This window comes from Brachybacterium sp. AG952 (assembly GCF_004362645.1).
GTDB classification, from domain to species: domain Bacteria; phylum Actinomycetota; class Actinomycetes; order Actinomycetales; family Dermabacteraceae; genus Brachybacterium; species Brachybacterium conglomeratum.
Genome location: NZ_SNXV01000001.1, coordinates 523,827 through 538,855, shown reverse-complemented (window position 1 = coordinate 538,855; position 15,029 = coordinate 523,827). Strand labels below are relative to the sequence as shown.

Annotated in this window: 12 protein-coding genes; 3 read left to right on the top strand and 9 right to left on the bottom strand. The window is 74.9% G+C overall.

The genetic code is table 11. The features are described from left to right. Positions 1–64: 64 nt before the first annotated feature. Positions 65–2,041: a sigma-70 family RNA polymerase sigma factor gene (locus DEU31_RS02350; protein ID WP_166649348.1), complete on the bottom strand. Its 1,977-nt coding sequence runs from the start codon at positions 2,039–2,041 to the stop codon at positions 65–67. A gap of 222 nt (positions 2,042–2,263) precedes the next feature. On the opposite strand from DEU31_RS02350, the gene DEU31_RS02345 reads away from it, so the two are divergent. Both DEU31_RS02345 and DEU31_RS02340 read left to right on the top strand, forming a co-directional pair. Continuing rightward, on the top strand, positions 2,264–2,731 hold the full coding sequence (locus DEU31_RS02345; protein WP_010549373.1) for a hypothetical protein: 468 nt from the start codon (positions 2,264–2,266) through the stop codon (positions 2,729–2,731). Positions 2,732–2,859: 128 nt separating this feature from the next. Then, positions 2,860–3,984 carry an adenosine deaminase gene (locus DEU31_RS02340; protein ID WP_133675504.1) on the top strand — a complete coding sequence of 375 codons (1,125 nt, stop codon included), beginning with the start codon at positions 2,860–2,862 and terminating at the stop codon, positions 3,982–3,984. Between the two features lie 10 nt (positions 3,985–3,994). On the opposite strand, the gene DEU31_RS02335 is transcribed toward DEU31_RS02340, so the two are convergent. The 7 genes from DEU31_RS02335 to DEU31_RS02305 form a co-directional block, all read right to left on the bottom strand. Beyond that, positions 3,995–4,702 (bottom strand): glycosyl transferase, encoded by a 708-nt coding sequence (locus DEU31_RS02335; protein ID WP_010549371.1) that lies wholly within the window; start codon positions 4,700–4,702, stop codon positions 3,995–3,997. A 119-nt stretch (positions 4,703–4,821) separates the two neighbouring features. Next, positions 4,822–6,075 carry a galactokinase family protein gene (locus DEU31_RS02330; protein WP_208109949.1) on the bottom strand — a complete coding sequence of 418 codons (1,254 nt, stop codon included), beginning with the start codon at positions 6,073–6,075 and terminating at the stop codon, positions 4,822–4,824. Then, positions 6,072–6,869 carry a sugar phosphate nucleotidyltransferase gene (locus tag DEU31_RS02325; RefSeq protein ID WP_166649347.1) on the bottom strand — a complete coding sequence of 266 codons (798 nt, stop codon included), beginning with the start codon at positions 6,867–6,869 and terminating at the stop codon, positions 6,072–6,074. The genes DEU31_RS02330 and DEU31_RS02325 overlap by 4 nt, the downstream gene beginning before the upstream one ends. Continuing rightward, positions 6,866–8,284 carry a phosphoglucomutase/phosphomannomutase family protein gene (locus tag DEU31_RS02320; protein WP_010549368.1) on the bottom strand — a complete coding sequence of 473 codons (1,419 nt, stop codon included), beginning with the start codon at positions 8,282–8,284 and terminating at the stop codon, positions 6,866–6,868. The genes DEU31_RS02325 and DEU31_RS02320 overlap by 4 nt, the downstream gene beginning before the upstream one ends. Positions 8,285–8,642: 358 nt before the next feature. Next, the gene (locus tag DEU31_RS02315) at positions 8,643–9,959 is read right to left on the bottom strand and encodes an ROK family protein (RefSeq protein WP_243733677.1); all 1,317 of its coding nucleotides are present in this window, start codon (positions 9,957–9,959) and stop codon (positions 8,643–8,645) included. Between the two features lie 32 nt (positions 9,960–9,991). Continuing rightward, positions 9,992–10,603: a TetR/AcrR family transcriptional regulator gene (locus DEU31_RS02310; protein ID WP_133675502.1), complete on the bottom strand. Its 612-nt coding sequence runs from the start codon at positions 10,601–10,603 to the stop codon at positions 9,992–9,994. A 2-nt stretch (positions 10,604–10,605) separates the two neighbouring features. Next, the gene (locus DEU31_RS02305) at positions 10,606–12,135 is read right to left on the bottom strand and encodes an MFS transporter (protein WP_133675500.1); all 1,530 of its coding nucleotides are present in this window, start codon (positions 12,133–12,135) and stop codon (positions 10,606–10,608) included. A gap of 145 nt (positions 12,136–12,280) precedes the next feature. Between DEU31_RS02305 and DEU31_RS02300 the strand changes: the two genes are divergently transcribed. Then, entirely contained in the window at positions 12,281–14,500 is a 2,220-nt protein-coding gene (locus DEU31_RS02300) for a KUP/HAK/KT family potassium transporter (RefSeq protein WP_133675498.1), read from the top strand. Here the strand turns inward: DEU31_RS02300 and DEU31_RS02295 are convergent. After that, on the bottom strand, positions 14,497–15,015 hold the full coding sequence (locus DEU31_RS02295) for a PRC-barrel domain-containing protein (protein WP_010549363.1): 519 nt from the start codon (positions 15,013–15,015) through the stop codon (positions 14,497–14,499). The genes DEU31_RS02300 and DEU31_RS02295 overlap by 4 nt on opposite strands. Positions 15,016–15,029 lie beyond the last annotated feature (14 nt).

Below are 15,029 nucleotides of genomic sequence, written 5' to 3'. Positions count from 1 at the left end.
CGGTTCTGCGCACGGGCCGGTCCGGAGTCAGCGCACGAGCCCGACCGACGGAGCCGGACGCGGGTCAGCCCTCCACGCGCGCCTCACCGCCGCCGGTCTCCCCGCCGCCGTCGCTGGACGGCGGGGAGTCACTGGGGGGCTTGGTCGGGAGCGGTATCAGCACTCCCGGCCCCTTGGACGCCGGCGGCAGCATGGGCCCGGGACCGGTCCCCTGCTGCGGCGGCATCGGCCTGATGATGATCTGCCCGCCGCTGCCGCCGGTGCCGTCCCCGGAGCCGTCCTGGACGGGAGTGCCCTCCGCCGAGGTGCCGCCGCCGGGCCCGCCGGCGGCGCCCTCGCCGACCACGGTCTCGGGGTCCGTGTCCCCGGGCGGGAGGGTGGGCCGGGGCAGGCCGGGCAGCGGGACCTGCGCGGGGCGATCCGGCGGGGTGGGGCGGGTCGCCGGATCCTTCTCCGGGTCGTCCGACGTGCCGCCGCCCGACGGGGAGCCGTCCGCCGGGGTCTCGCCGTCCGAGGGGTCACCGTCCGAGGGCGTGCCCGTCGAGGGTCCGTCCGTCGCCGGGGTGCCCGTCGGGGTGCCTTCGGGCGTCGTCCCGCCGGTCGCGCCGTCCTCGGCGCCGCCGGGAGCGGTGGGAGATCCGGGCGCCGCGCCCTCCTCGGTCGCGCCGCCTCCCGGGGCCTGCGTCGCGGACGGGGCGCCGGTCTCCTGGCCCGCCCCGATCGGCGCGAGACCGGTCGGCGAGTCGGGCAGGGCGGGGCCCTCGTCGGCGGTGCCGCTCGCGGTCGTCGTGGTGCCTGCCTGGTCCTCGTCGACCGCGGGGACCTGCACCGGGGCGGTGGTGCCGTCGGATGTGGCGGGCGTCGCCCCTGCCGTCCCCGTGCCGCCCGAGCTGGACGGGGATCCGGTCGTCGCAGCGTCGTCCTGCGCCCGGCCGGCCGCGGTCCCCTCGCCGTCCTCGGGCTCGTCCTCGTCGATCCAGGTCGCCGCGGTGCCCAGCACCGGGCCGCTCACGCTCGAGGGGTCCAGCAGCACCATGCCGCCGACGACCACGGCGGCGATGGCCCCGGCGGTCGCGAGCGCCCCGGCGTGGGCGGAGACCGCGGACCGGAGAGCGCCGGGACCGCGGCCCCCGGCCCCGACCGGCTCGAGGGCGCGCAGCGCGGTGCGCGGTGCGGGAGCCCCGTCGGCCGCGGGGCCGACGGCGGCCACGTCGGAGGTGAGGTGCTCGAGCAGCAGCGGCGAGCCGAGCACCACCGGCAGCAGCACCGAGCGCATCTGCACGGCGAGGCCGCGCAGCTCCTCGCGCGCGGCGGCGCAGCGCGGGCAGGCCGCGAGATGCCGCTCGACGCCCGCGGCCCGGGCGGGCGTGAGGCGGCCGCGGTCGAGGTCGTCGAGATCCCGGGCGGTGCTGCGGCAGAGCGGGGACGCGTCGGCGGTGTCGAGATGGGCCTCGAGCCAGGCGGCGCGCAGCCCCTCGCGTGCCCGGCGCGAGAGCTGCGAGATGGCGTTCGGGCTGCGATTCAGCTGCGTGGCGAGGGCGCGGGGCGTCTCCCCCTCGACCTCCGTCAGCCACAGGATCCGCTGCCAGGTCTCGGGCAGGCGGGCGAAGGCGGTGCGGACCAGCTGGCGGTTCAGCAGCTCGTCCACGCCGTCGGAGGAGACGAGGCGGCCCGGCGCGGCGCGCTCGAGGTCCTCGACCGCGTCCTCGTGGGCGCGGCGGCCGCGGTCCACGGCCTCGTTGCGCACCACCCTCATGAGATAGGGCGCGAAGCCGCGGCGCGGGCCCGCTCCTCGCAGGATCGACTTGAGGATCTTCAAGAACGCCTCCTGCGCGACGTCGTCGGGGTCGTGATGGCCGGGGAGGCTCCGCGCCAGGCGCAGCGCCTCGTGATGATGGCGGTGGTACAGCTCCGCGTAGACGCCCGTGTCGCCTGCGCGCACGGCGTCGAGCAGGGCGTCCTCGGAGAGCGCCTCGGAGGCGCCGCCGCGGCGGCGAGGACCCGGCTCCGACTCCGACTCCGGCTCCGGCTCCGTCATCATTCGGCCATTCCCTTCTCGGAGCCGCGACGTGCGGCTCCACCGGTGACGTCGCCGACGGCCCTTACCGAGGACCACGGGCGACTTGCCCCAGTATGTCCTATTTGTGCAGAAGGTCACCAGTGGGTCACGAATCCGGCGAGACGCGTCACGAACCGGGTGCCAGCGCGTGGAACGGTCAGGGCGCCCACCGGGGGCCGCCCGGCCCTGAACCTGCGGAGAGTCATGAGCAACATCGAGCTGACGGATGTCGACGGGGACGCCCTGACGATCTACATCCGCGACGAGTCGACGTGGATCACGTGCACCAGCGGCGCCGAGGAGGTCACCGTCGGTCCCTTCCCCACCCATGTGGTGCGGTCCGTCGTGGACCGCGGCTTCGAGGTCGAGGGCGGGACCCTCTCCGCCCTGGTCCGCCGCACCTCACAGGCGGGCACCCGCCTGACCGACGAGATGCGGGAGCGGGCCTGGGAGGTCTTCGCCCGGGAGAGCGGCCTGCCGGGCGAGCCGGACCCCGCGGCCCGCGAAGCGCTGGACCGCGCGCTCGAGGCCGCGCTCGCGCCGCCGGTCCGCACCCCGGCGGCGGAGGCGCTGGTCGGCGATCTGCGCCGCGCCGCCGTCACGATCACGGACGTCGAGGGCCTCGCCGATCATCTGGTGGCGAGCGGCTACCGCAAGGGCGCCGCCTCCTGACGGGCGAGGCCGCACCGGTGCGTCGACCCGGCCTCTGGATGGGGATCCGCCGGGGTCGACGGGAAGGGCCGGCCGGGCCGCCACAGGGGCCCGACCGGCCCGCTCCTCGCGCCGCGTATCCTGCGGGGATGCCGCTGCCCCGTGACCTCGTCCGCTCCCTACCCAAGGTCGTCCTGCACGACCACCTCGACGGCGGGCTGCGCCCCGCGACCGTGATCGACCTGTGCCGGGAGCTGGGGATCGACCCGCCGGGCGCGGACGCCCAGCAGGTCACCGAGCAGCAGGTCGCCGACTGGTTCCACGACGCCGCGGACTCCGGCTCGCTGCCCGAGTACCTCTCGACCTTCGAGCGCACCGTCGCGCTCATGCAGTCCGCGGCGCACCTGCGCCGGGTCGCGCGCGAGTTCGTGGAGGGCATGGCGGCCGACGGGGTCGTGTACGCGGAGACCCGCTGGGCGCCGCACCAGCACACGGACGGCGGGCTGTCCCTCGAGGAGGCGGTCCGGGCCGTGCAGGACGGGCTCGACGAGGGCGTCGCGGCGGTCGAGGCCCGCGGCGGCCGGATCGTGGTCGGTCAGCTGCTGTGCTACCTGCGCCATCTCGAGCCGGGCGACGACCTGGTGGAGATCGCGCTCGCGCGGCGAGCCGACGGCCCGCGCCCCGGGGCGCCCGTCGGCTCCGCGGGAGTGGTGGGGCTGGACCTCGCCGGTCCCGAGGCCGGCTTCCCCGCCTCCCGCTTCGGTGCGCAGTTCGCCCGCGCCCGGGCCGAGGGGCTGCGCGTCACGATCCACGCCGGGGAGGGCGACGGCCCCGCCTCGATCGCCGACGCGCTGGAGACCGGCGCCGAGCGGCTCGGCCACGGGGTGCGCCTGGTCGAGGACCTCGATGCCGACGGCGGCGACGCCCTCGGTCCGGTCGCCGAGCGCGTGCGCCGGGAGCGGATCGTGCTGGAGGTGTGCCCCAGCTCGAACCTGCAGACCGGGATCGCCCGGACGATCGCGGAGCACCCCGTCGGCCGCCTGCACCGGGCCGGCTTCGCGCTCGCCCTCAGCAGTGACAACCGGCTGATGAGCCGCACCGGCACCACCCGTGAGACGGCGCTGGTCGCGGAGGCGCTGGACTGGGGCGTCGACGAGCTCGAGCAGGTCGCGCTCACCGCGCTCGACAGCGGGTTCGCCCCGGCGGCTCAGCGGGAGGCGCTGCGCGAGGAGGTCCTGCGCCCCGCCTACGCGGCGGCGCGACGAGCGGGCTGACCGGACCGCATCAGTCCGCGACGACCTCGCGCAGGATCTCCAGATAGGTGCGTGCGAGCCCGTCGTCATCGGCGTGCTCGCTCACCCAGTCCCGCCCGCTCGCCCGCACCGCGGTGCGGGAGCGGTCCGCGGCTAGTCCGCGCCACAGCTCCACCAACGCCGCCACGTCCTCGGGCGGCAGGACGTCCCCGGCCCCGGAATCGCGGACGATGTCCGCAGCCTCCCCCTCCAGAAGCGCGGTGACATGGCGGCCGGTCGCGAGGCGGGAGGTGGTGGTGACCACGGCATACGTCTCGGTCTGCCAGTCGGTGACCTGACGGTGCACTACCCGCTTGCCGAGCGCCACGACGCTGCTGCGCAGGGCGGTCGCGACGATGACCTCCGGCCGGTCCTCCGGGCGGCCGAAGCGTCGACGGAGACGGCACAGGGCATCGAGGGCAGCGACCAGGTGGTCCGCGGTGCGGGTCCCGATGTCGCCTCGATGCGGCAGGTAGGCGGTGCGCAGCACGGTCTCGCCGTGCGCGCCGTGCTCCGCTCCGCCGACCCGGTGGTCACGCCGCTGCTCGACCGTCGGGCGACCGGAGGGATAGTGCGGGACGGGGGCGGCGACCATGACGCGATGACCCGCCGCGATGAAGCGGCTGACCAGCGCGGACCAGCGGCGCTGGGGAGCCCCGTACTCGGGGGCGTAGCAATGGGTCAGGACCAGGATCCTCATCCCGCTCCTGCACCTCGGAGCTCTCCGCGCACAGCCACGACCACGGAGTCCACTCATCGTTCGGGCAGCCTCTGCGTCGGCGCCCCGTCGGGCGCCCGGCCCGACCCATCGAGCCCGGCTCAGCCCGCGACCGGATCGACCCGCCTGCCGGGAGCTCCGGGGCGGGTGACCAGCGCGGAGGCCCCGCCCGGAGCCGTGCCCGCGGCGCGGTAGCGGTCCATCCAGTCCGCGGCGAAGGCGTCGGCGTCGGCCGTGGGGACCAGCGCCCAGACGCTCCCGCCGAACCCGGCGCCGAAGGAGGAGGCGGCCCGGGCGCCGAGCGCGGTCGCGTGCCGGACCAGGGCGATCGTCTCGGGGACCTGGTTCCCGAGGTGCGTCTCGGCGAGCCGCTGGGAGACGTCGACCGCGGCCGCGAAGGCGTCGAGGTCGCCGCCGCGCAGGGCGCGATGGGCGCGGGGCACGAGCACCGCGGACTCGAGCAGGAACTGGTCCAGCCGGTCCCGCTCGGCGCCCTCGGCGGCGAGGCGGCGCAGCGGCTCCCAGCGGTACTCGTCCTCGGCGAGCGGAGCGGCGAGGTCCTCCCCCACCAGGGAGCGCAGCGCCCCCTGCAGCGAGTCGTCGGCCCGTCCGGTCTCCCGGTTCCAGCGCGCGAGGATCTGCCCGAGCAGGGCGGGGCCGCGGTTGTAGGAAGCCTGGGCGGCGCCCGTCTTCTCCGCGAGCACGCCGGAGACGGCAACGACGAAGGACCAGCCCTCCGGCAGGGCGACCTGGTCGAGGATCTGCATCGGGTCGAACTCGGCGTAGGAGATCATGCCGTCGTGGCCTGCGAGTATGCCGGTGTGGTCCAGCGAGCCGCCGCTGGTGCCGACGCCGGGCCGTCCGGCGAGAGCCCCGAAGGTCTTCCCGTTCTCGATCGAGGCGGCGTAGCCGGCCAGCGCCACCCGGTCGGGGATCTGGGAGGTCCAGGCCTCGGTGGCGGGCAGGTCCGCGAGGTCGGCGAGCGCGAGCGCGGTGCCGGTCAGCAGCGCGGAGGAGCTGGACATGCCGGAGGCGGGCGGGAGGTCCGAGGTGATCGTGAGCCGCGCGGCGGGCAGCGGACCGAAGTTCGCCCCCAGCCGCTCGATGACGGTGTGGACGTAGCGGCCCCAGTGCCCGGCGGGAAGGTCCGGGGCGGTGCCGGCGGCGAGGCGGAGCGTGCCCGGGTAGGCGTCGGTGCTCGCCCGGAGGGTTCCCGTCGGCCCGTCGATCCGCTCGGCATGCACGGTGACGCCGCGGTCCACGGCGCAGACCAGCACGCGGCCGCCGCCGTAGTCGGTGTGCTTGCCGAGCACCTCGATGCGGCCGGGCATGGTCCAGCGCGCCGCACCGCTCACAGGGCGACCTCGACGCCGGCCAGGCGGCGCTCGACCTCGTCGATGTCGTCGCGGCGCGAGAGGTCCAGGACCCCGCCCGCGAAGGGCAGCACGCGCACATCGGGCAGGGCGCGGACGGCGTCGACGATCTCGAGCTCCCCGCGCTCGGACGGCTCGATCGCGGCGCAGGCCTCGAAGATCTCCGGCTGGAAGGCGAAGGCGTTCATGCTGACCAGTGCGTCGGGGCCGGCGGCGGCGAGCTGCTCGGTCGTGGGCTTCTCGAGGATCCGCCGCAGCGCGCCGTCCTCGTGCTCGACGATCGCGAAGGCCGCGACCCGGTCGGCGGCGATGTTGGAGTGCTCCACGAGCGCGGTCCGCTCGAAGCCGAGCAGGGTGGTGCGCTCCTGCTCGAGCAGGGACGCGATCCCGTCGCGGGGGTAGAGGTTGTCGCCGTTGACCATCACGAAGGGCCGCTCGCCCACGGCGTCGCGGGCGGAGGCGACGGCGTCGGCGGTGCCCTGCGGCCCGGCCTGGACGGCGAAGCCGATCTCGAGCCGGCGCGGCGCGAGCTGCTCGACGTGGCGGGCGAATTCCCCGTGCTCCGGGGCGACCACGAGCACGGCGCGACGGATGCCGGCGTCGGCCAGGGCCGAGAGGGAGTAGTCGATCAGGCGGTGGGGGCCGATGGGCATCAGGGCCTTGTGGCCGGAGGCGGCGGCCGCGGCCTGCTCCGGGGTGAGGTCGCCGGCGCCCTCCTTGCGCATGCGGGAGCCGAGTCCCCGGGCCAGGACCACTGCGGTGTCGATCATCGTCATGCCCCCAGACGGTAGTGCTCGGCGACGGTGCGGGAGAGCCGCTGGGCCTCCTCGGCGGTCTGCGCCTCGGAGAACACGCGGATCACGGGCTCGGTGCCGGAGAAGCGGATGGTGAGCCAGGAGCCGTCCGCGAAGTACACCTTGCCGCCGTCCGACCAGGAGATCCGCTCGATCTCGCGGTCGAAGGCGGGCAGCTCGTGATCCTCGAAGATCCGCCGCTGCAGCTCCTCGCGCCGCTCGGGGGTGTACTCGTAGGCGGCCTCCTCCATCACGAGGGAGCCGTAGCGCCGGGCGATGTCCGCGTAGATCTCCGAGAGCGGCTTGCCGGCGCGGGCGACCATCTCCACCAGCAGCCCGGCGGCCTGGATGCCGTCCTTGCCGGGGATGTGGCCGCGCACGGTGAGGCCGCCGGAGGACTCCCCGCCGATCACGGCGTCGGTCTCGGCCATCTTCGCGCTGATCCACTTGAAGCCGACGGGCACCTCGTGGCACTCCTGGCCGTGCGCCTCGGCGACCCGGTCCAGCAGGTGGGTGGTGGACATGTTCCGCACGACAGGGCCGGTCCAGCCCTTTCCGGTCAGCAGGTACTCGTACAGCAGCACCAGCACCTGGTCGGGGCTGATGTAGGCGCCGGTGTCGTCGATGATGCCGAGCCGGTCCGCGTCGCCGTCGGTGGCGATGCCGAGGTCGGCGCCTCGCTCGAGCACGGCCTGGCGCAGCGGGGACATCGACCCCTCCGCCGGGGAGGGCATGCGCCCGCCGAAGAGCGGATCGTGGCGGGCGTTGATGACCTCGACCTCGCAGCGGGCGCTGATCAGCACGGTCTGCAGGGAGGTCTGGGAGACGCCGAACATCGGGTCCAGCACGATCTTCAGGTGCGCGTGACGGATCACCTCGAGGTCGAGCTGCTCGATGATCGCGTCGAGATACCAGTTGATCGAGGACTGCTGGGTGACGAGCTCCGAGTCGCGCACCTCGTACGGGGCCAGCGAGCGGACGTCCGCGGGGTCGAGGGTCGCGGTGTGGGCGGCGAGCTCGTCGGTGACCTCGAGCTCGGCGTCGCGCCCGCCCTCGGTGAAGATCTTCAGCCCGTTGTAGAGGGCGGGGTTGTGGGAGGCGGTGACGGCGATGCCGTAGGCCGCACCGGTCTGCCGCACGGTCCACATGCACATCGGCGTGGGCACGGGACGGGTGATCACGCGGACGGGCACGCCGTTGCCGGCGAGCACCTCGATCGCCCACCACGCGGCGACGTCGGAGAGGAAGCGGCGGTCGTAGCTGATCACGAGCCCGCGCTCGACGACGCCCTCGGCGTGCATCCGATCGGCGAGGCCCTGCGCGAGCAAGCGCACGTTCTCGCGGGTGAACTCGTCGCCGATGATGGCCCGCCAGCCGCCGGTGCCGAAGCTGATCATGGTGGTTCCTCCTCGAAGCCTCAAACGTTCACGTTGCGAACAAACTAGGGCCGAGCGGCCGACGTGTCAACCGCTGGAGCCGGACGGGCCGCCCGGCTGGGCCGCGCGGACCGGGGCGGCCACCGATCGAGCCGCCGGCCGGCGGGGCCACGCACCGGCTGGGCCGCGCATCGGCCGGGTCGCGCACCGGCCGCGCCGCTCCTCAGCCGGGACGCTGGCCAGCTGGACCGCCCGTCGCCCCACCTCTTGTGCCGCCCGTCGGCCGGTGCCCACTTCTGGTACCGCCACGACCCATGTGGGAGCCCGGATGAGTCGCCAGGGCAGCAGAACCTGCTGCCGGACCCCGCGCGACGGGTGATCAGCGGGAGGCGCCGGCGGGGAGGACCGGGGCGAGGAGCGGGTCCGCGAGCACGCGCTCGAGGGCCATGTCGGCGCCGCCGATCGCCGCCGCGTCGAGGCCGAGCGCGGAGGCGCTCACCTCCACCCGTCCGTCCGGGGTGAGCAGCCGCGCGTCCAGCGCCTCCTGCACCGGCTGCACGAGCACGTCGGCGAAAGCGCCGAAGAAGCCGCCCAGCACGATGGCCTGCGGGTTCAGCACGTCCACGAGCACCCCGGCCCCCCGCGCGAGATCGCCCGGCAGGGTCCGGAAGCGCCGCACGAGGCGCTCGTCCCCGGCGTCGAGCAGGCCCCGGAGCCGGCGGAGCCGCTCCTGCAGGGGCAGGTGGCCAGACCGCGCGGGATCGTCGGGGTCCAGCACGGCCAGCACGGTGTCGAAGCCGACGAGGGTCTCCCAGCAGCCGCGCCGCCCGCAGCGGCATGCCGCCCCGGCGGGGTCCAGGCCGATGTGTCCCACCTCGCCGGAGAACCCGGACCAGCCGCGGATCAGCCGTCCGTCGGCGATGATGCCGGCGCCCACGCCGATCTCGCCGGTGAGATAGACGAGGTCGGTGATCCCCTGCCGGGCCAGGCGCGGCGCCTCGGCGAGCGCGGAGAGCTTGGCGTCGTTCTCGATCGAGAGCGGCGGCATGTCCGGACCGAGGCGCCTCGCGAGCTCCTCGCCGAGTGGGACGCCGGACCAGCCGAGGTTCGAGGCGAAGCGGACGCCCGCGCCGGCGTAGTCCACGGGGCCGGGCGGGGAGATGGTGGCCCCGGCGACCCAGAGGCCCTGCGCTGCGGCGGCCTCGAGCGTCTCGCGCAGCTGCTGCGCGACGAGGTCCAGGACGGGGGCGACCGGGTGCGAGCGGCCGTCCTGGCCGTCCACCACGGGCGTCGGGACGGAGGAGCGGAAGCGCACCTGGCCGCCGAGGTCCTGCAGGGTCACCGCGAGATGGTCGACGTTGAGCTCGAGGCCGATGCCGGCGACGTGACCGGGGTCGATGCGCACCTCGGTGCCGGGACGGCCCACGGTGCCGCGCCGTTCGACCCGCCCCTCCTGGACCAGCCCGCGCTCGGCGAGGTCGCCGATCAGCGAGGTCACCGAGGCCTTGGAGAGCCCGGTCTCCTGAGCGAGGGTGGCACGGGAGCGGCCGCCGCGGGAGTGGAGGTGGCGCAGCAGCAGGCTCAGGTTGGCCGAGCGCATCGCGGCGTGTCCCACCGGGGCGGCGCGACCGGTCGAGGCGGCGGGGCCGGGCGTCCCGTCCGCCGCCCCGCGCACGGGTCGGCTCGGTGACGTCATGGCGGCCATCGTAGTCGGGCCGGCCAGCGCGATCAGCGCGGCTCGGCCAGCTCGAGCAGGCGGGCGTGGGCGAGCTCGCGCTCCTGCTCGGTCGCGTAGGGCGTGCCCATGTTCATCGCGAGCCCCTCGCTGGCCAGGCGCACCACGAGGGCCTGGGCCGGGTCGAAGCCGTCGGCCGAGAGCGCCTCGCGCCAGCGCGCCGCGTCGTCGTCGACCAGCTCCTCCATGCCCGGGCGGTCGCCGAGGACGGTCAGCAGGGAGGACGGGGAGAAGATCTCGGCCGCCCGCGAGTCCGGTGCGGTCAGGGCGCGCACGTAGGCGCGCAGCAGCTTGCCGGGACGGTTCTCGGAGAGGTCGACGAGGGCGTGCACATCGGCCCAGAACTGCTCGTTGGAGCGGCGGACGAGGGCCTTCTCGAGCTCGAGGCGGTGCGGGAAGTGATGGGTCAGCGCCCCCTTGGACACCCCGGCCCGCCGAGCGATGTCCGCGAGGCTCACCCCGCTGCCGTGCTCCACGATCATGCTCGCGGCGGCGTCGAGGATCGCGGCGCGGGTGCGCTCCTTGTCGCGCTGGGGCGCGGGCTGCGCGGCGGGCTCGTCGGCGGTGCCGGGATCGTCGGCGGTGCCGGGATCGTCGTTCTCCACGATCAGCTCCTGGGGGTCGTCTCGGAAGGGATGAGGCGCCAGGCGAGGAAGGCCGCGAGGGCCAGCAGCCCGGCGGCGACATAGGCGGTGGCCTGGGTGGCGTGCGTGAAGGCGTCCTGCGCGAGGTCGAGCAGGGGCGCCCCCTCCTCCATGATGCTCGATGTGTGGGCGAGGGAGTCCTCCATCGCCTCGGCCTGCACCGCGGGGGTCCCGGAGGGGATCGTGAGGTCCGCGCGGTAGATCGCGGTGTGCAGCGAGCCGAGCACCCCGATGCCGAGCGCGACGCCCAGCTCGTAGGCGGTCTCCGAGATCGAGGAGGCGGCACCGGCGCGCTCGGGCGGCACCGCGGAGACCACGGCGTCGGTGGACAGCGTCATCGACAGGCCCGCGCCGAGCCCGATCACCGCGAGCGCGATCCCGATCCCGAGATAGCCCGGCAACCCCTCGGCGACGCCGAGGCCGGCCAGGCCCAGCGCCCCGACGGCGAGCCCGAGCGCGATCGCGCGGCCCCGTCCGAGCCGGGCGAGCGCCACGCCGACGACGACCACCACGACGAGGGAGGCCAGCGTCGCGGGCATCTCCGCGAGCCCGGCCACGAAGGGCGAGAAGCCGCGGACCAGCTGGAGGTACTGGGAGAAGAAGTAGAGCATCCCGAGGAAGGCGAAGATCGACAGGCCGTTCGCGGCGATCGCACCGCTGAAGGCGGGGATGCGGAAGAGCTCGACGTCGATCAGCGGGGTGGCCAGGCGCCGCTGGCGGCGCACGAAGACGACGGCCGCGACGACGCCGACCAGGGCGGCGAGCAGGGCGGGCGCTCCGGTGCCGCCGCCGAGCACCTGCTTGATCGCGAAGACGACGGGCACCACGGCCAGCACCGACAGCAGCGCGGAGAGCAGGTCGATCCGCCCCGCGACAGGGCTGCGCGACTCGGGCAGCAGCCAGGCGCCGAGCCCGACGACCGCCACGATCACCGGGACGTTGATGAGGAACACCGAGCCCCACCAGAACATCTCGAGCAGCGCCCCGCCGACCAGAGGCCCGACGGCACCGCCTGCCATGGCGCCCGCGGACCACAGCGCGATCGCGCGGGTGCGCTGGGCCGGATCGTGGAACAGGTTGCGGATGATCGACAGGGTCGAGGGCATGATCGTGGCGCCCGCGAGACCGAGCAGCGCACGGGCGGCGATCAGCATCCCTGCGCTCGGGGCGAAGGCCGCCAGCAGCGACGCGGCGCCGAAGGCGACGGCGCCGATCAGGAGCAGGCGCTTGCGGCCGATGCGGTCGGCGAGGTTGCCCATGGTGATCAGCAGTCCGGCCAGGACGAAGGAGTAGATGTCCCCGATCCACAGGATCTGCGTGGCCGTGGGGGCGAGGTCCGCAGTCAGCGAGGGGATCGCGAGGAAGAGCACGGTGCCGTCGACGGCGAGCAGCGTCACCGCGAGCACGAGCACGATGAGCGCCGCCCACTCGCGGTGCCCGGCCAGGGGCGCGGTCGGTGGCGAGGGGACGGCGGAGGTCCGGGAGGTCGTCATGCCCTCGAGATTAACGAACCGCTCGGTTCGCTGCCAGAGCCGTTCGGTTCGTGTGAGTCATCTGGCGCGGGATGTGACGCACGGAGCAGAACCCGCACGCTCCCGGAGGGTGCATCGGGGCGCGGCGGTGGCAGGATGTCGCTCCGTGCACGAGGACACCTCGAGCTCGCCCCGCTCCGACGAGCCCCTCACCCCAGATCCCGAGCGAACCCCTCCGGCCGACGAGCCCGCCTCGCAGGCCCCTCCCCCACCGGCCGCGCCGCCCTTCCAGTCGGCCGGCCTGGACTCCCCGCCGGCCGGCCCCATCTCCCCGTCGACCGACCCGATCTCCCCGTCGATCGCGATCCCGCCGACCGGCGCCGCGACGCGCTCCCCCGCCGCGCCCCACGACCACCCGCACAGCCATCACCATCTCGACCACCGCGGCATGCCCCGCTCCAGGACCCCGCTCGCCGCGGCCTCGCTCGGCGCGCTCGGCGTGGTCTTCGGCGACATCGGCACGAGCCCGCTGTACGCGCTGCAGACCGTGTTCAGCCTCCACCACCACGCCGTCGGCCCCTCCGAGGCCGACGTGCTCGGGGTGATCTCGATGGTCGTGTGGTGCCTGCTGATCATCGTGACCTTCGCCTACATCGGCCTGATCATGCGGGCCGACAACCAGGGCGAGGGCGGCATCCTCGCCCTCACCGCGCTGGTGCTGCGCAAGCTGCACGGGCCCGGCGGGGTCGGTCCGCGCGAGGCGTCCGTCGCGCTGGTGCTCGGCGTGGTCGGCGCGGCGCTGTTCTTCGGCGACTCGGTGATCACCCCGGCGATCTCCGTGCTCTCCGCCTTCGAGGGCATCGAGGTGGCCGCCGCGGTGCCCAACGCCGTGATCGTGCCCGGCGCGCTGATCGTGCTCACCGCGCTGTTCGCCGTGCAGCACCGCGGCACCGGCGGCATCGGGCGGTTCTTCGGCCCGGTGATGGCGCTGTGGTTCCTGACCCTCGCCGCGATCGGGCTGCCGCACCTGCTGGCCGGCCCCTCGATCCTGCGCGCGCTGTCCCCGCACCACGCGCTCGCGTTCATGGCGGAGCGGCCCTTCGTCGCGTTCATCGCACTCGGCGCGGTGGTCCTCGCGATCACCGGCGCGGAGGCGCTGTACGCCGACATGGGCCACTTCGGGCGCCGCCCGATCGCGGTCGCCTGGCTCGCGCTGGTGCTCCCGGCGCTGGTGATCAACTACCTGGGCCAGGGCGCGCTGATCCTCGCCGACCCCGCCGCGATCGCGAACCCCTTCTTCACCCTCGTGCCCGAGGCCCTTCGGATCCCGCTGGTGGCGCTCTCGGCCGTCGCGACGGTGATCGCCTCCCAGGCCGTGATCTCCGGGGCGTTCTCGGTGGCGCGGCAGGCGACGCGGCTGTCGCTGCTGCCGCGGCTCAAGGTCACCCAGACCTCCCTCGAGCACGGCGGCCAGGTCTACCTCCCCGCCATCAACCTGCTGCTCTTCGCCGGGGTGGTCACCCTGGTGCTCGTCTTCCGCCGCTCCGAGGCGCTCGCTGCGGCCTACGGCCTGGCCGTCACCGCGACGATCCTGCTGGTGCTCGCGCTGTACCTGCTGTACGCGCGACGGATCCTGCACCGGCCGCTGTGGCAGGTGGTGGCGCTCGCGGCAATCGTGGGCGGGCTCGAGCTGCTGCTGCTCGCCGCGAACATCGTCAAGATCCCCGCCGGAGGCTGGATCTCGCTGGTCATCGCCGCCGCGCTCACCACGATCATGCTGGTGTGGCATCGCGGGGCTCGGATCCTCTTCGGCCGCCGGCGGGAGCTCGAGGGGCCGCTCGAGCAGTTCGTCGCCGGTCCCGAGTGCGCGGTGCGACGGGTGCCGGGCCTGGTCGTCTACCCGCACGGCGATCCGGCCACCGTGCCGCTCGCGCTGCGCACCGGGGTGGAGATGAACCGGGTGCTCCACGAGCACGTCGTCATCGTGACGATGAAGCACATCGGGGTGCCCCATGCGCACCGCGACGACCGGGTCCATGCCCGCGAGATCGGGCCGGGGATCGTGCAGGTGACCTACCTGGTCGGCTTCCACGACTCGCAGGACGTCCCCTCCGCGCTGCGCACCGCCGTCGCGCTGCTCGGGCACCCGCACGAGGCGGACTGCCCCGACGACTGCCGGCGGCATCTGCCCGCGCTCGCGGTCGACGCGGACGAGGCGATGTACGTGCTGTCGGTGTTCCGCATCGAGGCCGGACAGGAGCCAGTCATGCCGCGCTGGCAGAAGCGGCTCGTGCGCCTTCTCGAGAAGGGCTCCGCGAACCGCACCCAGGTGCTGCATCTGCCGCCGTCGCGCACCGTGGTGATGGGCGCCGAGACGGTGCTCTAGCGGGGCTCGTCCTCGGGGGCGGAGCTCTCGACGTGGTGCCCGCGGTCCGGGGCCCCGCCGTCGTCCGGGCCGGCGGCGACCTCGGCCACCAGCCCGAGCGCCTCGGCGGCCTCACGCAGCTCCTCGGGGCCGACGTGCGCGGTCGCGGGCGGACGCCTCCCGGCCCGTGCCGTCGCCGCGTCCACGCGCAGGCGCACCACCGCGTCCTTGTCCGGGGCGGGGCTCGCCCCCGGCGGGGTCAGCCCCCCGATCGCCGCGGCCGGGATCATCACGGTGCGCGAGCTCAGCTGGCGGGGCATCACGGTGAGCGCGGCGAGCTCGCCGCTCGCATCGTGCTGGTAGACGTCGCGCACCCGGCCGACGACCCGGTCGTCGCTGCCGCGCACGGTGAGCCCGGCGAGCGCCTGGAGGCCCGGCGCCCGGTGGTGGACGAGGGGCTGGTCCCGCGCGTCCTCGGGCTCCGGCCCGCCGGTGAGGCCGGAGGTGCGATCCTCCGGGGTGCGCTCGGCGCTCATCGGGTCTCCTCGCA